Raw genomic sequence first — 19,213 nt, 5'->3', positions numbered from 1 at the left:
CTGATGGTTGTCCGTCCATAGCATAGCGCGATCGCCAAAAAAGGGGCCACTTTTTTTATTTGTCAACCCTCCGGGATTTCCTGCCCTGAGTCGACGATGCCCCGCGCAATCGCCCTTCGATGATCCCCTAGCATCCATGCAATGCAGCATGACCACTCTCCTTGTTACCCCTTTTATTCCTCGGCATCAAGCCCGTCAGGCTTCGGCGAGGGCGGCGGCTTCCTCGACATCCACCGATACCAGCCGCGACACCCCCGGTTCCTGCATGGTGACCCCCATCAGTCGATCGCCGGCTTCCATGGCGATCTTGTTGTGGGTGATATAGATGAACTGGACGCTCTCCGACATCTCCTTCACCAGCTTCGCATAGCGACCCACGTTGGCATCATCCAGCGGCGCATCCACTTCGTCCAGCATGCAGAAGGGGGCCGGGTTGAGCTGGAAGATGGCGAAGACCAGCGACAGGGCGGTCAGCGCCTTTTCGCCACCGGAGAGCAGGTGAATGGTGCTGTTCTTCTTGCCGGGCGGGCGCGCCATGATGGCGACCCCGGTCTCCAGCAAATCCTCCCCGGTCAGGGTCAACCATGCGGTTCCGCCGCCGAAGACCCGGGGGAAAAGCGACTGCAGGCCGGCGTTGACCCGCTCGAAGGTGTCGCGGAAACGGGCCCGGGTTTCCTGGTCGATGCGCCGGATCGCCCGGTCGAGGGTCTCCAGCGCCTCGCTGAGCTCGGCATGCTGGGCCTCCAGGTAGTCGCGGCGCTCGGCCTGCTGGTCATACTCCTCGATGGCCGCGAGGTTGATGGCGCCGAGGCGGCGGATGCGCTCGCCGAGCTCCTCCAGGCGAGTCTGCCAGGCGGACTCGGTGGCGTTGGGGTCGAGCCCCTCGGCCAGCTCGCGCTCCTCGAGGCCCAGTTCGCGCAGCTGCTCGTCCTGGGTCTCGGCCTTGAGGTGCAGGGCCTGAACCTGCATGCGCGCCTCCTGGAGGCGTTCGCGAATGCCCTCCAGGCGGCGCTCATGGCCCTGGCGCGCCTGCTCGTCCTCGCGCAGGCGCTCCACCAGCTCGGCGGAGCGGGCACGCACCGCGTTGAGGGCGCGCTCCTCGCGCTCGCGGCGGTCGAGCAGCTCGTCGAGGCGTTCGCGGCGCTCCTCCTCCGGCTCGCGCAGCAGCTCGCGCTCCTCCTCGAGCTCCTCGCGGCGCCCCTGCAGGCGTTCGCGTGCCTCGGCGGCGCGCCCCTGCTGTTCGGCGAGGCCGGTGCGCTCGGCGGCCAGGCGCTCCTGCTCGAGGGCCAGGCGCTGCAGCTGTTCGGCCAGGGGGCGCTGGCGGGCCCGCAGCGAGGCGAGCCGCTCCCGGGCGGCCTGCCGCTCGCGCTCGAGCCGCTCGCGGCGCTCGGCGCCCTCCTCGAGCCGCGTCATGGCCTGCTGCCAGCGGTCGCGCGCCTCCTCGATGTCGAGCCGCGCCTCCTCGCGCGCCTCGGCGAGGCCAGCGAGCTCCTCGGCCAGTTCGGCGGCGCGGCCCTCCAGGTGCTCCAGGCGGCTGGCCAGCCCGCTCTGCTGCACCGCCAGCTGCTGGCGCTGCTGATCCAGGTCGCGCTCCTCGAGGCGGCACGCCTCCAGGTCCCGCTCGGCCTGCTCGGCGCTTTCCAGCTGCTCGGCCAGCCGCCGCTCCTGCTCCTCCAGGCGAGACTCGACGGCCGCGCAGGCGGCCTCGGCCTCGGCCTGGCGGCGACGGCTCACCAGCAGGGCATCGGGGCCATCGCCCAGCCCGCGATGGCGCATCCAGCCTGCGCCCAGCCAGAGGCCGTCGGGGGTGATCAGGCTCTCGCCGGGGGCGAGGGTCTCGCGCTCGGCCCAGGCGGCCTCGCGGCTCTCGACGCAGCGGATGGTCGCCAGCCAGCGGGCGGCGGCGCCCGCGCCCCGGACGCGGCTCGCCAGGGTGCCGGCGGGCGCCTCGCTCTCGCGCGCCTCGACCAGCCCCAGCTCCGCCGGAGGCGCCGTCAGGGCGGCGGGGTCCAGGGAGGCCAGTCGGGCCCGCAGCCAGGGCGCCAGCACCCAGGACACCGCGGCCTCCCAGCCGTCATCGACCGAGAGGCACTCGCCGAGGCGCGGAGCCTCGGCGAGGCCCAGCCCGGCCAGGTGGGCATCCAGCGCCTCGTCGTGATCGGCCAGCCCGGCCTGGATCAGCGCCTCCAGGGAGGCGAGCTCCCCCTGCAGTTCACTGCGGCGCTGACGCTGCTCCTCGCGGGCGGCCTCGCTGTCGCGGGCCGCCTCCCGGGCCGCGTCGCGGGCCTGCTGCAGGCTCTCGCGGCGCGCCTCCAGGGACTCGCGCCTGAGCTCCAGCTCGGCCAGCCGCTCGGCGAGCTCGGCCCGCTGCTCGGCCAGCGCCGCGATGTCGGGCAGCTCCGCCTGCTGCTGGCGGCGGCGCTGTTCATCGGCGCCGAGGCGCTCCAGGCGTGACTCCTGCTCGCGCAGGCGATCCTGGCCGCGTTCGGCCTCGCGACTCGCCTCGCGCCACTGCTCACTGAAGGCCTCCCAGGCGGCGTCGGCCTCCTCCGCCTCGGGCTCGGCCTCCTCGAGGGCCGCCTCCAGCTCCTCGAGCTGCTCGGCCAGGGCCTCGCGCTCCGGGGTGAGGGTCTCCAGGCGCTCCTCAAGGCGCGCCAGCCGCTCGCCGTCGTCCTCGCCCAGGCGCGCCAGCTCCTGGAGGTCGCGGTGGGCGGCCTCCAGGTCGCGGGCCAGCTGGGCATCGCGGGCGCGGGCATGCTCGAGATCCTGCTCCAGCCTGGCGATGGCGGTGGTGGTCTCGAAGAAGCGTGACTGCTCGGCGTCGAGTTCGGCGGCCAGGCGGTCGTGGTCGACCCGGGCCTCCTCGAGGCGAGTCTCGCACTGACGCAGTCCCAGCACCTCGCGCTCCACCGCGGTCTCGAGCTCGCCGACCCGGCTCTCCTCCTCGCCCTGACGGGCGCGCAGGGCCCGGGCGCGCAGCAGGGCCAGCTCGCCCTTGACCCGGTGCTCCTCGTTCTTGAGCTGCTGGTAGCGGCGCGCGGCCTCGGCCTGGCGCCGGAGGCGCTCGAGCTGCTTGTCGAGCTCCTCGCGGATATCCTCCAGGCGATCCAGGTTCTCCTGGGTGCGGCGCATGCGGCTCTCGGTCTCTCGGCGTCGCTCCTTGTACTTGGAGATGCCGGCGGCCTCCTCCAGGGTGGCACGCAGCTCCTCGGGGCGCGCCTCGATCAGGCGCGAGATCATGCCCTGGCCGATGATGGCGTAGGAGCGCGGACCGAGGCCGGTACCGAGGAAGAGGTCGGCGATGTCGCGGCGGCGACACTTCTGGCCGTTGAAGAAGTAGGAGGACTGGGCGTCGCGGGTCACCACCCGCTTGACGGCGATCTCGGCATACTGGGCGTAGATGCCGCCCATGGCGCCGTCACGGTTGTCGAAGAGCAGCTCGATGGCGGCCTGCCCCACCGGCTTGCGGCCGGTGGAGCCGTTGAAGATGACGTCGGTCATCGACTCGCCGCGCAGGGTCTTGGCGGAGGACTCCCCCATGACCCAGCGCACCGCGTCGATGATGTTGGACTTGCCACAGCCGTTGGGCCCGACGATGGCGGTCATGTTGCCATCGAAGGGCACCGTGACCGGGTCGACGAAGGACTTGAAGCCAACCAGGCGGATCGACTTGAGGCGCATCGGCGACTATCCGCCGAGGCTAGTCGAAGACACGGTCGACCACCACCTCGACGGGCTCGCCGTCGGTGGCACCCACCGGCACCCCCTCGCGATCGCCGAACAGGTCGCCGGCCTGGGGGGCCGCGTCGCCGCTGGCCGAGACGCGCACCATCAGCCGCGCCTCGCGCACCTGGGCGAGGCTCGCCTCCGGCGACATGGCGTGGCGCTCGTCGAGGACCACCTCGGTGGGCAGCTCGCTGACCGGGAAGCGGGCCACGGCCAGGGGGGGCAGCTCGCCCTCCATATCGCGCGCCACCACGAACACCGTGGCCTGCTCGCCCAGGCGCCCCTCGAGGGCCTCATCCAGGCTGACCCGGACGCGGATGCCGTCTCCCTGGGCCTCGCCCATGGTCGGCTCCCGAGCCTCGGGCTCGACGCCCAGCCGCTCCTGAGCGACGCGGATGCCTTCCCGCAGCGCCTGGCCGGAGGCGGCATCCGACATGCCCGCGATGGCGCGCCGCCAGTAGTCGATGGCGCCTTCGTAGTCGCTGCGGTCGAAGGCCTCGATACCCAGCACCCCGAGCACCGTGGGCTGGCTGGAGTCGCGCTCCAGGGTCTCGTCCACCAGCGCCTGCACCCGGGGGGTCAGCTGGCGGTCGGCGACGAAGAACTCGATCTGGGCCAGCTGGCCAAGCAGCGAGGGGTGGCGCCCTTCGAGCTCGATCAGCCGCTCCAGGGCGTGGATCGCCTCACGGCCCTGGCCCATATCCCGGTAGAGCGGAAACAGCGAGGACCAGACGTTGGGATTGCCGGGCTGGCGCACGGCCTGCTCCTCGAGGCGCTCGATCAGCATCTCGATGGAGCCATCGGGGTGGTTCTGCACCTCCTGCTGCAGCGCGAGCAGGGTGAGGTCGCCCTCGGCACCTTCGCGCTGGTACCAGAGCACGCTGGCTGCCACCACCAGCACCATCACGATCGGCACGACCAGGCGGCCGGAGGCGGAGGCCTTGAGCGGCGCCCGCTTGAGGCCCTCGGTGTCCTCGAGCAGGCCGCGCTCGAGCTCCAGGCGATCCTCCTCGTAGCGGGCCTGGTCGATATCGCCACGCTCGAGGGCCGCCTCCAGGGACGCCAGGCGCCGCTGGAAGATCGCCACGTTCTGCTCCGCGGTACGGTCGTTGATCTCGTGGTCGCGCTGAGCGTCATGCACGGCACGCGCCCGGCGCAGCGGCGCGACCAGCAGCCAGAGTGCCGGCAGCAGCAGGACGGCGAAGGCAATCCATAACAGAGTCATTCGGTTCTCTCGCGGTTGATCAGGGCTTGCAGGCGGGCACGCTCCTCGGCAGAGAGCGCCTGCGCGGAGGCGTTCTGGCGGGACCGCACGATCAGCACCACCAGCAGGGTAGCGAGCAGCACCAGGCCGGCTGGCAGCCCCCAAAGCAGGAAGGTGCGGCCCTCCAGGCGCGGGTTGTAGAGCACGTAGTCACCGAAACGCTGCACCATGTGGTCGCGGATCTCGATGTCGGAAATGCCTTCATGCAGCAGCAGGTAGACGCGGTCACGCATGTCGCCGGAGACCGGTGCATCGGAGTCGTTGATCGCCTGGTTCTCGCAGGTGGGGCAGCGCAGCGAGGCCGTCAGGCTTCGGTAGCGCTGCTCCAGCACCGGGTCGTCGAACTCGCGCACCTCGATGGCCCCGGCCTGGGCCAGGCCGGCCACCAGCAGCAGGGCGAGCGTCGTGATCAGGTTTCGCATCAGCGCCATCTTTCCACCTCCGGCAGGATCTTTTCGCGCACCTCGCCCGGCGAGATGTAGCCCACGTGGTGATAGCGAATCACCCCGTCGGCATCCACCAGGAAGGACTCCGGCGCACCGAACACGCCGAGCTCGAAGCCCAGCTCGTTGTCCGGGTCGAAGATATTGATCTCGAAAGGATTACCGAACTCCTCGAGGAAGCCGAGGCCCTTCTCGCGGGTGTCCTTCCAGCTGATGCCGACCATGCGGACATCGTGGCGATGGGAGAGGTCGAGCAGCTGCGGCATCTCGCGCTTGCACTCCGGACACCACTCGCCCCAGACGTTGACCAGGGTGAGCTCGCCGGTAGTCAGCAGCGAGCGATCCACCCGGCGCTCCGGGTCCTCCAGGGTGGGGAGGTCGAACTCCGGGAAGTCACGGGCCATCAGCGCCGATTCCCGGTGGAAGGGGTTCAGCGAGAGCCCCTGGTAGAGGAACAGCGACAGCGCCAGGAAGCCAACCAGCGGCAGCAGCAGCAGCAGGCGACGATTCATGCAGCCGCCTCCTTGCCGGGGGCACCCGAGGCGGCCTTGAGCGCGGCCTCCTCGGGATCCGGCGCGGTGGCCAGGCGGCGGTAGCGCTTGTCGGCCACGGCCAGTACGCCGCCGATGGACATCAGCAGGCCGCCCAGCCACAGCCAGCGCACGAAGGGCTTGTACTGCACCCGCATGGCCCAGCTGCCGTCGCCCAGGTCCTCGCCCATGGCGACGTAGAGGTCGCGGAACAGGCCGGGGCGCAGTGCCACCTGGGTCATCGGCATGCCGGTGGCGATGTAGAGGCGCTTCTCGGGGTTCATGGTGAAGCTGCGCTCACGGTCGCCACGCTGCACCTCGATCACCGCGCGGTCGGCCAGGAAATTGGGGCCGCGACGATCGGTGAGCTCGATCATGGTGAAGGTGTAGCCGGCGACCTGGACGCTGTCGCCCGGCCCCATGCGCACATTGCGCTCGATGTTGTAGTTGGAGACGATCGCCACGCCGACGATGGTCACCGCCACGCCCAGGTGGCCGAGCTGCATGCCCCAGTAGGCCAGCGACAGCTTCTTGAGCCCCGCTCCGAGGGAGCTGGCGTGGCGGGTCTTGTCATAGAGATCGCGAAGCATGGGCAGCACGATCCACAGCGCGGCGATCAGGCCGATGGCCACCGGCGCGCTCCAGCGCTCGGCGAAGATCAGCGGCAGCGCCGCCCCCAGCACCACGGCCACCGCGGCGGAGAGCCACAGCCGCTGGATCAGCAGGCTCGGCGCGGTGTCCTTCCAGCGGGCGATCGGCCCGAGCCCCATGAACACGCACATGATCAGGGTCAGCGGCACGAAGAGCGCATTGAAGTAGGGAGGCCCCACGCTGATCTTGCCCAGGTCCAGGGCATCCAGGATCAGCGGATAGACGGTGCCCATCAGCACGGTGATGGTGATGATCACCAGCATCAGGTTGTTGATCAGCAGCAGGGCATCACGCGAGAGCCAGCCGAAGCCCACCTTGTGGCTGACCCGCGGGGCGCGCAGCGCGAAGATCAGCAGCGACAGGCCCACGGTGATCCCCAGCAGCATCAGGATGAAGAAGCCGCGGGAGGGGTCATTGGCGAAGGCGTGCACCGAGGTGAGCACCCCGGAGCGCACCAGGAAGGTGCCGAGCAGCGACAGCGAGAAGGTGGAGATCGCCAGCAGCAGGGTCCAGCTCTTGAAGGCGCCGCGCTTCTCGGTGACCGCCAGGGAGTGCATCAGGGCGGTGCCGGTCAGCCAGGGCAGCAGGGAGGCGTTCTCCACCGGATCCCAGAACCACCAGCCGCCCCAGCCCAGCTCGTAGTAGGCCCACCAGCTGCCCAGCGCGATGCCCACGGTGAGGAAGGCCCAGGCCAGGTTGGTCCAGGGGCGCGCCCAGCGCGCCCAGGCAGCATCCAGGCGCCCGCCCAGCAGGGCGGCGATGGCGAAGGCGAAGACCACCGAGAAGCCCACATAGCCCATGTAGAGCATCGGCGGATGCAGGATCAGGCCGATGTCCTGGAGCAGCGGATTGAGGTCCGCGCCGTCCGCCGGCATGTGCGGCAGGATCCGCTCGAAGGGGTTGGAGGTGACCAGGATAAAGAGCAGGAAGCCCACGCAGACCAGGCCCATCACGCCCATCACCCGGGCGACCATGTCGCGGGGCAGCTCCCGGGAGTAGCGCGCGGCGAAGTAGCCCCAGCCGGCCAGCATCAGGCTCCACAGCAGCACCGAGCCCTCGTGGTTGCCCCACACCGCGCTGAACTTGTAGTACCAGGGCAGCATGGAGTTGGAGTTGTTGGCCACGTTCATCACGCTGAAGTCGTCCAGCATGTAGCTCGTGGTCAGGCAGGCATAGGCGATGGCCACGAACAGAAACTGACCGGCCGCCATGGGCCGGGCATAGGCCATCCACAGCGGGCGACGGGTCGCCGCACCGGCCAGGGGCATCACCGCCTGCACCATCGCCAGCAGCAGGGCGATGACCAGGGCGTAGTGGCCGATCTCGGGAATCATCTTGGTCAGCATGGGCACTCCTGATCAGTACGAGCTGCTGGTGGCGCCGTCGCCGTTGGCTTCCTCGGCCTCCAGGCGCTTGGCCACCTCGGCGGCCTTCTGCTGGAAGTCCTCGGGCTTGTAGCCGGCGTCCACCAGCGCCTGGGCTACCTCGGGCGGCATGTAGTTCTCGTCGTGGCGCGCCAGCACCTGGTCGGCCTTGAGGTAGCCCTCGTGCTGCAGCTGGCCGACCACCACCACGCCCTGCCCTTCCCGGAACAGGTCGGGCAGGATACCGCTGTAGTGCACGCGCAGGTCGTCCACATAGTCGGTCACGTAAAATTCCACGTCCAGGCTGTCGGGGTTGCGTACTACCGTCCCCTCCTTGACCATGCCGCCGGCGCGGATCTGGCGCTCGAAGGGCGCCTCGCCGGCGGCAATCTGGATAGGGCTGAAGAAGAGGTTGATGTTGGCGCGCAGGGCATAGAGGGTCAGGCCCACGGCCACGGACGCCAGGGCGATCAGGCCCAGGATCACGTAGAGCTTCTGCTTGCGCTTCGGTGTCAGGCTAAGTGTCATGGCGATTACCACCCGTGTGATGTGAAACTCCAGCCATCTCGTTCTGGTTGGCACCCAGGCGCTCCTCGCGCCGCACCCGGCGCTGCAGGTTGCGCAGCAGCTGGCGACGCTCGGCGCGGGCGTGCAGGACGATCGCCACCAGCAGTGCGCCGGTCACGCCCCAGGCGGCCCAGACGTAGGGGGCATGGCCCCCCATGGCAATAAATTCGTTGAAGGATTCGAAGGTCATCAGCGTTCCTCCCCGGCCAGGTCACGCACCCAGCGCTTGTTGGACTCGCGGCGCAGGATCTCGCTGCGGGTGCGCATCAGGGTCAGGGCAATGAAGAAGCTGTAGAAGCCCAGCACCATGATCAGCAGCGGCGCCCACATCTCCATCGGCATGCCGACGCGCCCGGTGATGGTGAAGGTGGCCGGCTGGTGCAGGGTGTACCACCAGTCCACCGAGTACTTGATGATCGGGATGTTGATCACCCCCACCATGGCCAGCACCGAGGCGGCCCGGGAGGCGCTGTCGCGGCTCGTGAAGGCGCCGCGCAGGGCGATCACCCCCAGGTAGAGGAAGAGCAGGATCAGCATCGAGGTCAGGCGGGCGTCCCACACCCACCAGGTGCCCCAGGTGGGCACGCCCCACACCGCGCCGGAGAAGAGCGACACGAAGGTCATGGCCGCGCCCAGCGGTGCCATCATGGCGGCGGCCATGTCGGCCACCTTGATCTTCCAGACCATGTAGACCAGGCCACACACCGCCATGCTGACGAAGATGGACTGGGCCAGGAAGGCCGACGGCACATGCACGTAGATGATGCGGAAGCTGTTGCCCTGCTGGTAGTCGGCGGGGGCAAAGGCCAGGCCCCAGACGGTGCCGACCAGGATCAGCGCGGCCGCGGCGAGCCAGAAGAACGGCTGCAGCCTGGCCCCGATGGCGTAGAACCACTTGGGGGAACGCAACTTGTTAATAAAGGCCCACATGCTTCTTCCACCTCTCAACCGTTGATGCTGATACGCAGTGACGCCGCGATGGCCCAGGGGGCCAGCATCAGCGCCAGGGCCAGCAGGGCGCCCAGGATTGCCAGATGGGCGACGGCTCCGTCGCCGAGGATTGCCGCCTGTACCGCACCGGCGCCGAAGATCAGCACCGGGATATAGAGCGGCAGCACCAGCAGCGACAGCAGCACGCCGCCGCGGGAGAGCCCCACGGTCAGCGCCGCGCCGATGGCGCCGATCAGGCTCAGGCTGGCCGTGCCCAGCGCCAGCGAGAACGCCAGTGTCAGGTAGCTGCCGGCCGGCAGCGACAGCATGATCCCCAGCACCGGCGCCATCAGCGCCAGGGGCAGGCCGGTCAGCAGCCAGTGCACCGCCACCTTGGCCAGCGCCAGCATCGGCAGCGGCTGCGGCGTCAGCAGCAGCTGTTCGAGGGAACCGTCGTCGTAGTCACCGCGGAACAGGCTGTCCAGGGAGAGCAGCGCCGCCAGCAGCGCCGCCACCCACAGCAGGCCCGGGGCGATGGTGGCCAGCAGCTGCGGATCCGGCGAGATGCCGATCGGAAACAGGGTGATCACCAGCGCGAAGAACACCAGCGGGTTGAGCACCTCGCTGCGCCGGCGCATCAGCAGGACCAGGTCACGGCGTAGGGTCGCCCAGAGTGCGACCCCCAGGCCGCCGCCAGGTTCCCCGTGCCGTGACTCGCGGCTCTCGGCGGCCGCCAGCCGAGTCTCAGAGCCCGCCATGCGGCTGCCCTCCTCTGCCCAGGCGCACGCGGCGCAGCTCGTCGGTCTGCCTGAGCTCATGGTGGGTGGTGACCAGCACGCAGCCGCCGGCGCGGGCATGCACGATCAGTCGCTCCTCCAGCGCCGCCACGCCGTCGCGGTCGATGGCGGTGAAGGGCTCGTCCAGCACCCACAGCGGGCGCGGCGTCAGCTCCAGCCGCGCCAGCGCCACCCGACGCTGCTGCCCGGCGGAGAGCTGCCCGGCCGGCACATCCTCGAAGCCCACAAGCCCCACCGACTCCAGGGCGGCCAGGCGCGCCGCCTCGTTGCCGCGCTCGCCGGCCAGGGCCTGGTACCAGGTCAGGTTCTCCAGCGGCGTCAGGGCCCCCTTCACCCCCGGGGCATGGCCCAGGTAGAGCAGGCTCTCGAGAAAGGCCTGGCGCGATTCACGCATCGGCGCGCCGTTCCAGTAAAGCTCGCCCTGATAGTCGGCGAGCTGGCCGGAGAGGATCTTGAGCAGCGTGGTCTTGCCGCTGCCGTTGGGGCCTTCGATGCGAACGATCTCGCCCGCGTGGATATCCAGATCGAGATCCTCGAAGAGCCAGCGATCATCCCGCTCACAGGCCAGCTTTCGGGCTTGCAGGCTCAGGGTCAAGGCACACTCCGGGATGGGTAATTTGGCTCGAGACTCTACACGGAAAGCGGTTTTGCTGCCAGATTACCGCCTGCGTCAGCCGGTCGCGGTTGACCCGGGTCAAGCCACCCGCCGATGCCCTCCCCTTGCGCGATCGGCCGGCCCTGCTATGCTTGCCAGATACTGTATATACCAACAGTATCCAGCCGACCAGGCTGACGACAGGAGACCCACGCCATGCCCGAGGTCAACGCCCAGTTCCTTCTTCGCCGCCCCAACCTGCCCCTGGCCGAGGCCTGGGCCCTGCTCGACGAGGCGGACGCCACCGACGAACACCTGATCGAGGTGCCGCTGCTCGGCAGTGTCTCGGCGGGCCTGCCCATCGAGGCCTGCCTGGACAGCACCAGCATCCGGGTCCCCCGGCGCATGGTGCGCCGCAACACCTATGCGCTGCGGGTGCGCGGCGACTCCATGATCGATTGCAACATCTTCGATGGGGATGTGATCATCATCGAGCGCCAGGAGAGCGCCGAGAACGGCGAGACCGCCGTCGTGATGATCAACAACCAGGAGGTCACCCTGAAGAAGCTCTATATCGACCGCGCCGGCGTGCGCCTGCAGCCGGCCAACGAGCGCATGGCGCCGATCTTCCTGAAGAACAGCGACATCCAGGTGCTGGGGCTGGTGATGGGCGTCGTGCGCCAGGAGGAACTGGCCGCCTGATGCGTTACCCCGTCCCCGACCTGCCCGCCGGCACCTGGCAGGAGAGCGAGCTGGAGGTGGAGAAGAGCCGCTTCATCACCTGGCTGTGCCACGCCCACGACGCCGCCGCCTTCGAGGCGCTGCTGGTCGAGGCCCGGCGGCGCCACCCTGCGGCGAGCCATCACTGCAGCGCCTTCATCGCCGGCCCGCCCGGCGAGCAGGCCGCCATCGGCTTCTCCGACGACGGCGAACCCGGCGGCACCGCCGGGCGCCCCATGTATCAGGTACTGCAGGGCTCGGGGCTCGGCCAGGTGGGCTGCGTGGTGACCCGCTACTTCGGAGGCACCAAGCTGGGCACCGGCGGCCTGGCCCGCGCCTATGCCCAGGCCGTGACCCAGGGCCTGGAGAGCCTGCCTCACCGCCAGGTAGTGGAGCGCACGCCGCGTCGGCTGCAGGTGGCCTTCGCCGGCGAGGCCGAGGCCCGCGGCTGGCTGGCCAGCCGGGAGATCCCCGTGGAAGCCGCCGACTACGCCGCCGACGGCGTGGTGCTGACCGTGGGCTGGCCCAGCGACACCCCCATCGACCTCAGCGAGCTCGAATCGCGACTGCGCGGGCGGCTCACTCTGCTGGAGAGCTGACGCCCCCCCCCTCGCGTACCCACCGCGCAAACGGCGCCCCGCGGGGCGCCGTTTGCGTGACGGTACCGACGAGCCTCAGCCCAGGTACTTGATCATCACCCCCGCGGCCACCGCCGAGCCGATGACGCCGGCCACGTTGGGCCCCATGGCGTGCATCAGCAGGAAGTTGTGCGGGTTGGACTCCAGCCCCACCTTGTTGGCCACCCTGGCTGCCATGGGCACCGCGGAGACGCCGGCGGCGCCGATCAGCGGGTTGATCGGCATCTTGCTCATCACGTTCATCAGCTTGGCCATCAGGATGCCGGCGGCGGTGCCGATGGCGAAGGCCACCATGCCCAGCGCCATGATCCCCAGGGTCTCCAGGGCCAGGAAGCTCTCGGCCATCAGCCGCGAGCCCACGGCCAGGCCCAGCACGATGGTGACGATGTTGATCAGGGCGTTCTGGGCGGTGTCGGTCAGGCGCTCGACCACGCCGCACTCGCGCATCAGGTTGCCGAAGCAGAACATCCCCAAGAGCGGCGCGGCGTCCGGCAGGAACAGCGCCACCAGCATCAGCAGGGCCAGCGGGAAGACGATCTTCTCGAGCTTCGACACCGGGCGCAGCTGCGTCATGGTGATCTCACGCTCGCGCTTGGTGGTGAGCAGGCGCATGATCGGCGGCTGGATCATCGGCACCAGCGCCATGTAGGCGTAGGCGGCCACGGCGATGGCCCCCAGCAGCTCCGGGGCCAGCACGCTCGACACGTAGATCGAGGTGGGGCCGTCGGCGCCGCCGATGATGCCGATGGCGGCGGCCTGCTCGATGGAGAAGTCCATCCAGCCCAGGGCCGACACAGGGCCCACCGCGCCGAACACCGTGGCGAAGATGCCGAACTGCGCCGCCGCGCCCAGGAACAGGAACAGGGTGCGCGGGTTGGCCAAGAGCGGCCCGAAGTCGGTCATCGCCCCCACGCCCATGAAGATCAGCAGCGGGGCGATGCCCGAGGCGACCGCGACCTGGTAGAAGGTGTAGAGCAGGCCGTCGCCGTAGCCGACGTTCATGGCCACGTCCTTGGCGGCACGCAGCTGGTCCGGCGAGGCGCCGTTGTCGACCAGCGCCTTGAGGGTGGCCCGCCAGGCCTCCTCGCCGGCCAGCGGGTCCAGGGTCGCCCCCAGCGCCATGGCCATCTGGTGGAGCACCGCGGGGCGCGCCACCTCGATGGCCTGGTCCAGGGCCGAGATGGCCAGGCCCGCCTCGGGAATGTTGGCCAGTATCCCGCCGAAGCCGATAGGCACCAGCAGCAGCGGCTCGAACTTCTTGGCGATGGCCAGGTACAGCAGCCCCAGGCCCACCGCGATCATCAGCGTCTGGCCGAGGGTCAGGTTGTAGGCACCCGAACCCTCCCAGAGTGTCAGCAGATTCTCCATGGTCAGGGCCCTTAGAGCTCGATGAGGACGTCACCGACGGCGACGCTGTCGCCCTCGCCGACCTTGACCGCGGAGACGGTACCGGCGCTCGCCGCACGCACCTCGGTTTCCATCTTCATGGCCTCGAGGATGATCACCACGTCACCCGCCTTGACCGCATCGCCCGGGCGCACGTTGACCTTGAAGATGTTGCCGGCCAGCGGCGCGCTGATCACCTCGCCGGTTGCGGCCGGCGCGGCCTCGGCGGCGGGCTGGGCGGCAGTGCCCTGCGCCTGGACATCGGCGATCTCGCCGCCCTCGGCGACCTCGACCACGTAGGCCTTGCCGTTGACCTTGACGGTGTAGGTCTCGGGGCCGGCCGGGGCGCCTGCGCTGACGGCCGGCGCCCCGCCCTTCTGGGCAGCGACCGGCAGGTTGGCACCGGCGGCGTCCTTGCCCGGCGCCTGGGGCGCCGGCTCGAAAGCATCGGGGTTGTCGCGGTTCTTGAGGAACTTCAGGCCGATCTGCGGGAAGAGCGCATAGGTGAGCACGTCATCGATCTCGCGCTCGCCCTCGGCCAGGCGGATGCCGTCGGCCTTGGCCTTCGCCTTGAGCTCCTTGGTCAGCGTATCCATCTCCGCCTCGAGCAGGTCGGCGGGGCGGCAGGTGATGGGCGCCTTGCCCTCCAGCACGCGAGCCTGCAGCTCCTTGTTGAAGGCGGCAGGCGCGGCGCCATACTCGCCCTTGAGCAGCGCCTGGACCTCCTTGGAGATCGACTTGTAGCGCTCTCCCATCATCACGTTCATCACCGCCTGGGTGCCGACGATCTGGGAGGTGGGGGTGACCAGCGGGATGAAGCCCAGGTCCTCGCGCACCCTGGGGATCTCCTGGAGCACGTCGTCGAGCTTGTCGCCGGCGCCCTGCTCCTTGAGCTGGTTCTCCATGTGGGTGAGGCATGCCGCCCGGCACCTGGGCGATCAGGATGCGCGAGTCGATGCCCTTGAGCGAGCCCTCGAAGGCGGCGTACTTCTTGCGCACCTCGCGGAAGTAGGCGGCAATCTCCTCGAGCAGCTCGAGGTCCAGGCCGGTGTCGCGCTCGGTGCCCTGGAGGATCGCCACCACGGACTCGGTGGGGCTGTGGCCGTAGGTCATCGACATCGAGGAGATGGCGGTATCGACGTTGTCGATGCCCGCCTCGGCGGCCTTGACGATGGTCGATGTGGAGAGGCCGGTGGTGGCGTGGCACTGCATGTGGATCGGGATGTCCACCGCGGCCTTGAGCTTGGTGACCAGCTCATAGGCGTCATAGGGCTTGAGCAGGCCGGCCATGTCCTTGATGCACAGGGAATCGGCGCCCATGGCGGCGATGGTCTTGCCGAGCTCGACCCAGCCGTCCAGGGTGTGCACCGGGCTCACCGTGTAGGAGAGGGTGCCCTGGGCGTGGCCCTCGACGTTGCGCACCGCCTGAATGGCGCGCTCCAGGTTGCGCGGGTCGTTCATGGCATCGAAGACGCGGAAGACGTCGACGCCGTTGGTCTTGGCGCGCTCGACGAATCGGTCCACCACGTCATCGGCGTAGTGGCGATAGCCGAGCAGGTTCTGACCCCGCAGCAGCATCTGCTGGGGGGTGTTGGGCATGGCCGCCTTGAGCTCGCGGATACGCTCCCAGGGATCCTCGCCCAGGTAGCGGATGCAGGCGTCGAAGGTGGCGCCGCCCCAGGACTCCAGCGACCAAAAGCCGACGCGGTCGAGCTTCTCGGCGATGGGCAGCATGTCATCGAGGCGCAGGCGGGTGGCGAACAGCGACTGGTGGGCGTCACGCAGGACGACGTCGGTGATACCGAGCGGGCGAGCGGTGTCAGTCATTGGCTTGACCTTGTCGTAATTGAAGGGAACGTCGGGAAAGCGGGGAAGCCGGCGTCAGCGGCGATGGCGCTGACGGTAGCGATGCAGGGCGGCGCCGATCACCGCCATCAGCTCGTCATCCTGCCGGGCGGGTGCCGGCGAGCGAGCGGGCGTGGCGGCGGGCGCGGGCGGCTCGGGGGCGAAGCGCCGGATCACCAGCGACATCAGGGTGGTCACGATCACCAGAACGGTAAGAAAAACAAAAACGAAGCCCATGCCGAGCCCCATCAGGGCCAGGCCCTCCTCCAGCAGTTCCACATCCTGCATGCCGTGCCTCCGTATCAATCGTCAGCCACCGTGCCGCCAACACTCAGCAAGATAGCGTCTTGCGCAAATTTTCCGATGGTATAACCTGCCACACTCCCGTCAGATTGCAATGAGGGCATGGTGGAAGTCAGCGTTGTTAATTTACTACAAGACTGTAGCGGACGGCTCGGACTGGCGCCCATGGAAGGCGTCATCGACGCCCATACCCGTGACCTGCTGACCCGCCAGCCGGGCTTCGACTGGACGGTCACCGAGTTCGTGCGCGTCGTCGATGCCCGGCTGCCGCCGCGGGTCTTCCACAAGCACTGCCCGGAGCTGCTCGGCCCCAGCGTCACGACCCCGAGCCGGATACCGGTCCATCTTCAGCTGCTGGGCTCCGACCCCGCGACCCTGGCCGCCAACGCCTCCCAGGCGCTGAGCCTCGGCGCCGTGAGCCTCGACCTGAACTTCGGCTGCCCGGCCAAGCTGGTCAACCGCCACGACGGTGGCGCCTCGCTGCTGCGCGACCCGCGCCGCGTCTATGCCGCCGTGGCCGCCGTGAACGATGCCGTGGGCCACGCGATCCCGGTCACCGCCAAGGTCCGCCTGGGCTTCGCCGACAGCCGCCTGGCGCTGGCCTGCGCCCTGGCCGCCGAGGCCGGCGGCGCGCGCCAGTTGGTCGTCCACGCCCGTACCCGCAACGAAGGCTATCGGCCCCCGGCCCACTGGGAGTGGATCGGGCGCATCCGCTCTCGCCTGTCGATCCCGGTCGTCGCCAATGGCGACATCTGGACCCTCGAGGACTACTGGCGCGCCCGCACCCTCTCGGGCTGCCGCGACGTGATGATCGGCCGCGGCGCCCTGGCCGACCCCTGGCTGGCCCCGCGCATCCGCCACTGGCAGCTCACCGGCGAGCGCCTGCCGGCGACGCCCTGGTCGGCGCGGGCCGAGATCCTGACCCGCTTCGCCGAGCTTCAGCGCAGCACGCTTCCCGAGCGGGTCGTGGCCTCCCTGATCAAGCAATGGCTGAATCACATGCGCGTCAGGGACCCGGAGGCCGCCCGCCGCTTCGAGCGCCTCAAGCGGATCAATGACCTGGAGGCTCTGCTGGAGGGGCTGGCGACTCGGGAGGAAGCCGCAGGTGCCGCGGCAGGCGCATAAGCCGTAAACAAGCCATAAACCATAAAAAAGAGGCGCACGTCGCAATGGCGACGGCGCCTCAAACGATCGCGGAGTCACGCTCGAACTCGGGCGACTCCGGCTAGCAGAAAACGAAGGGGGCGACCCCGGAAAGCAGAAGACCCGCCCTCCTGAGAGGACGGGTCCAGATCTGGCGCGCCCGGGAGGATTCGAACCTCCGACCACCTGATTCGTAGTCAGGTACTCTATCCAGCTGAGCTACGGGCGCGTGGTGCGATGATTAGCGTGATCGCCATCACGTGGAAATGTTCTGAAGTGGCGCGCCCGGGAGGATTCGAACCTCCGACCACCTGATTCGTAGTCAGGTACTCTATCCAGCTGAGCTACGGGCGCCCTGTCTTCAATAGTGTCGACCCTATGATTGCGAGACCTGAGCCTTGCGGTCATGGCGGAGAGGGAGGGATTCGAACCCTCGATGAGGCTATAAACCCCATACTCCCTTAGCAGGGGAGCGCCTTCAGCCACTCGGCCACCTCTCCCTCATCGACACGGGGCGTATCCTACCGTTTATGAAGCGCTTTGTCCAGCGACGCCTGTTTCTTTTTTCATGGGCGCGGGATCAGTCGTCGTGGCCGGAGGCGGCCTCCTCGCCCTTCTCGCGCTGGATGCGCTGGTAGATCTCCTCGCGGTGCACGGCGACGTCCTTGGGGGCATTGACGCCAATCCGGACCTGATTCCCCTTGACGCCCAGCACCGTCACGGTGATGTCGTCTCCGATCATCAGGGTCTCGCCGACTCGGCGGGTCAGGATGAGCATGGCTGATCTCCTTCTCAGGCTTGTTCTGAAACTCGGCGGCGGCATGTTCGCCGCGGGAAGCACACCGAGTCATTATGTGGCACAGCGTCGTCCGTGACCAATTCGGCAGCCGATGACACCTGACCTCCCCGCTGAAGGGAAGCCCCGTCACGGGCCTCCCTGTCAGCGTAGAAGGTGTCGGTCGCCCGGGGCAGCCTTATTCGCTCTCGATATCGCTCTTGTCGAGGCCGAAGGCGGTATGCAGGGCGCGCACGGCGAGCTCCATCTGCTTCTCGTCGATCACCACGGAGATCTTGATCTCGGAGGTGGAGACCATGCGGATATTGATGCTTTCGTCGGCCAGCACCCGGAACATCTTGGAGGCCACGCCGGCGTGGGAGCGCATGCCGACACCCACCAGGGAGACCTTGGCGATGTTCTCGTCGCCGCGCACCTCACCGCCGCCCAGATCGGGGATCACCTGCTCCTCGAGGATCCGCAAGGTCTTCTTGTAGTCGCCCTTGGCCACGGTGAAGGTGAAGTCGGTGTAGTCACCGGCCGGCGCCACGTTCTGGACGATCATGTCCACTTCGATGTTGGCATCGGCGATCGGGCCCAGGATGCGCGAGGCGACGCCCGGCACGTCCGGGGTGTTGAGCAGGGTCAGCTTGGCCTCGTTGGCGGTGAAGGCGATACCGGAGATCAGCGGTTCTTCCATGGAGTCCTCGTCTTGGTCGGAGTCTGCAACGATCAGGGTGCCGGGGCCATCCTCGAAGCTGGAGAGCACGCGCAGCGGCACGTTGTACTTGCCGGCGAATTCGACGGAGCGAATCTGCAGCACCTTGGAGCCTAGGCTGGCCAGTTCCAGCATCTCCTCCACGGTGATGGAGTCCAGGCGCCGGGCCTTGCTGCAGACCCGCGGGTCGGTGGTGTAGACGCCGTCGACGTCGGTATAGATCTGGCACTCATCCGCCTTCAGCGCGGCCGCCAGGGCCACACCGGTGGTATCGGAGCCGCCGCGGCCGAGGGTGGTGATGTTGCCCTCTTCATCCACGCCCTGGAAGCCGGCGACCACCACCACCTTGCCCTCGTCCAGGTCGTCCTGGATCTCGTCGGTCTCGATGCGCTGGATGCGCGCCTTGGTGTGGGAGCTGTCGGTGAGGATGCCCACCTGGGAACCCGTGTAGGAGGTGGCCGGCACGCCCAGCTTGTGCAGCGCCATGGCCAGCAGGGAGATGGTGACCTGCTCGCCGGTGGAGACCAGCATGTCCATCTCGCGCGGCGTCGGCTCGTCGTTGATCTCGTTGGCCATGCCGATCAGGCGGTTGGTCTCGCCGCTCATGGCGGAGACCACGACCACGACCTGATGGCCGCCGTCGCGGAACCCCTTGACCTTCTCGGCCACGGCCTTGATGCGCTCCACGGAGCCCACCGAGGTGCCGCCGAATTTCTGTACGTATAGTGCCATATGCCGATTTTCCCTCGTGAGTCGAACGCCAGGGGCGCCCGGATGAGTGAAAGGTGAATCCCTGCAAACAGGGCCGGTACCCTGCG

General features: G+C 68.7%; 17 protein-coding genes, 3 tRNA genes and 1 pseudogene. 3 read left to right on the top strand and 18 right to left on the bottom strand.

All coding sequences use genetic code 11. The features are described 5' to 3' along the window. Window positions 1–195: 195 nt before the first annotated feature. From smc to ccmA, 10 genes are read right to left on the bottom strand one after another with little or no spacing between them, the layout of a single operon-like run. The gene (smc, locus tag B6N23_RS12620; protein WP_305499419.1) at window positions 196–3,681 is read right to left on the bottom strand and encodes a chromosome segregation protein SMC; all 3,486 of its coding nucleotides are present in this window, start codon (window positions 3,679–3,681) and stop codon (window positions 196–198) included. Between the two features lie 19 nt (window positions 3,682–3,700). After that, entirely contained in the window at window positions 3,701–4,951 is a 1,251-nt protein-coding gene (gene ccmI / locus B6N23_RS12615) for a c-type cytochrome biogenesis protein CcmI (protein ID WP_305499416.1), read from the bottom strand. After that, the gene (locus B6N23_RS12610; RefSeq protein ID WP_305499411.1) at window positions 4,948–5,421 is read right to left on the bottom strand and encodes a cytochrome c-type biogenesis protein; all 474 of its coding nucleotides are present in this window, start codon (window positions 5,419–5,421) and stop codon (window positions 4,948–4,950) included. Before B6N23_RS12610 ends, ccmI begins: the two co-directional genes overlap by 4 nt. Next, window positions 5,412–5,945, bottom strand: coding sequence for a DsbE family thiol:disulfide interchange protein (locus tag B6N23_RS12605; protein WP_169959277.1), 534 nt, complete (start codon window positions 5,943–5,945; stop codon window positions 5,412–5,414). Before B6N23_RS12605 ends, B6N23_RS12610 begins: the two co-directional genes overlap by 10 nt. Continuing rightward, window positions 5,942–7,960: a heme lyase CcmF/NrfE family subunit gene (locus B6N23_RS12600; RefSeq protein ID WP_302139541.1), complete on the bottom strand. Its 2,019-nt coding sequence runs from the start codon at window positions 7,958–7,960 to the stop codon at window positions 5,942–5,944. Before B6N23_RS12600 ends, B6N23_RS12605 begins: the two co-directional genes overlap by 4 nt. Before the next feature lie 12 nt (window positions 7,961–7,972). Beyond that, window positions 7,973–8,494, bottom strand: a complete 522-nt coding sequence (ccmE, locus tag B6N23_RS12595) for a cytochrome c maturation protein CcmE (protein ID WP_169959644.1) — start codon at window positions 8,492–8,494, stop codon at window positions 7,973–7,975. A 1-nt stretch (window position 8,495) separates the two neighbouring features. Further along, a complete protein-coding gene (gene ccmD / locus B6N23_RS12590; RefSeq protein WP_305499402.1) occupies window positions 8,496–8,735 on the bottom strand; it encodes a heme exporter protein CcmD in 240 nt (79 codons plus the stop codon). After that, window positions 8,735–9,475, bottom strand: a complete 741-nt coding sequence (locus B6N23_RS12585; protein WP_305499400.1) for a heme ABC transporter permease — start codon at window positions 9,473–9,475, stop codon at window positions 8,735–8,737. The genes ccmD and B6N23_RS12585 overlap by 1 nt, the downstream gene beginning before the upstream one ends. Window positions 9,476–9,489: 14 nt before the next feature. Then, complete coding sequence (gene ccmB, locus B6N23_RS12580) at window positions 9,490–10,233, bottom strand: heme exporter protein CcmB (RefSeq protein ID WP_169959280.1); 744 nt, start codon at window positions 10,231–10,233, stop codon at window positions 9,490–9,492. Further along, the gene (gene ccmA / locus B6N23_RS12575) at window positions 10,220–10,867 is read right to left on the bottom strand and encodes a cytochrome c biogenesis heme-transporting ATPase CcmA (protein ID WP_305499397.1); all 648 of its coding nucleotides are present in this window, start codon (window positions 10,865–10,867) and stop codon (window positions 10,220–10,222) included. Before ccmA ends, ccmB begins: the two co-directional genes overlap by 14 nt. A 216-nt stretch (window positions 10,868–11,083) precedes the next feature. Between ccmA and lexA the strand changes: the two genes are divergently transcribed. Further along, complete coding sequence (lexA, locus tag B6N23_RS12570) at window positions 11,084–11,569, top strand: transcriptional repressor LexA (RefSeq protein ID WP_302139544.1); 486 nt, start codon at window positions 11,084–11,086, stop codon at window positions 11,567–11,569. Beyond that, window positions 11,569–12,186, top strand: coding sequence for an IMPACT family protein (locus tag B6N23_RS12565; RefSeq protein WP_305499393.1), 618 nt, complete (start codon window positions 11,569–11,571; stop codon window positions 12,184–12,186). Before lexA ends, B6N23_RS12565 begins: the two co-directional genes overlap by 1 nt. A 75-nt stretch (window positions 12,187–12,261) precedes the next feature. Here B6N23_RS12565 and B6N23_RS12560 read toward each other — a convergent pair whose 3' ends face one another. The 3 genes and pseudogenes from B6N23_RS12560 to B6N23_RS12550 form a co-directional block, all read right to left on the bottom strand. Then, window positions 12,262–13,593 (bottom strand): sodium ion-translocating decarboxylase subunit beta, encoded by a 1,332-nt coding sequence (locus B6N23_RS12560; RefSeq protein WP_305499391.1) that lies wholly within the window; start codon window positions 13,591–13,593, stop codon window positions 12,262–12,264. 11 nt (window positions 13,594–13,604) lie between these two features. Further along, a pseudogene (gene oadA / locus B6N23_RS12555) lies at window positions 13,605–15,438 on the bottom strand (sodium-extruding oxaloacetate decarboxylase subunit alpha). Between the two features lie 54 nt (window positions 15,439–15,492). Beyond that, window positions 15,493–15,744 (bottom strand): OadG family protein, encoded by a 252-nt coding sequence (locus B6N23_RS12550; RefSeq protein WP_169959286.1) that lies wholly within the window; start codon window positions 15,742–15,744, stop codon window positions 15,493–15,495. Between the two features lie 180 nt (window positions 15,745–15,924). On the opposite strand from B6N23_RS12550, the gene B6N23_RS12545 reads away from it, so the two are divergent. Next, on the top strand, window positions 15,925–16,884 hold the full coding sequence (locus tag B6N23_RS12545) for a tRNA dihydrouridine synthase (RefSeq protein ID WP_305499388.1): 960 nt from the start codon (window positions 15,925–15,927) through the stop codon (window positions 16,882–16,884). 170 nt (window positions 16,885–17,054) lie between these two features. On the opposite strand, the gene B6N23_RS12540 is transcribed toward B6N23_RS12545, so the two are convergent. From B6N23_RS12540 to B6N23_RS12520, 5 genes are all read right to left on the bottom strand, one after another. Continuing rightward, a tRNA-Arg gene (locus B6N23_RS12540) sits at window positions 17,055–17,131 on the bottom strand. A 48-nt stretch (window positions 17,132–17,179) separates the two neighbouring features. Further along, window positions 17,180–17,256 (bottom strand) — tRNA-Arg (locus B6N23_RS12535). 53 nt (window positions 17,257–17,309) lie between these two features. Beyond that, window positions 17,310–17,402: transfer RNA gene (locus B6N23_RS12530), tRNA-Ser, on the bottom strand. An 80-nt stretch (window positions 17,403–17,482) separates the two neighbouring features. Next, window positions 17,483–17,680, bottom strand: coding sequence for a carbon storage regulator CsrA (csrA, locus tag B6N23_RS12525; RefSeq protein ID WP_119023335.1), 198 nt, complete (start codon window positions 17,678–17,680; stop codon window positions 17,483–17,485). Between the two features lie 196 nt (window positions 17,681–17,876). Further along, the gene (locus B6N23_RS12520) at window positions 17,877–19,127 is read right to left on the bottom strand and encodes an aspartate kinase (RefSeq protein WP_305499386.1); all 1,251 of its coding nucleotides are present in this window, start codon (window positions 19,125–19,127) and stop codon (window positions 17,877–17,879) included. Window positions 19,128–19,213: the final 86 nt, after the last annotated feature.

Origin of the sequence: Halomonas alkalicola, from assembly GCF_030704205.1 — a bacterium.
Lineage (GTDB): Bacteria > Pseudomonadota > Gammaproteobacteria > Pseudomonadales > Halomonadaceae > Halomonas > Halomonas alkalicola.
This window is presented reverse-complemented; position numbering and strand designations above follow the sequence as displayed.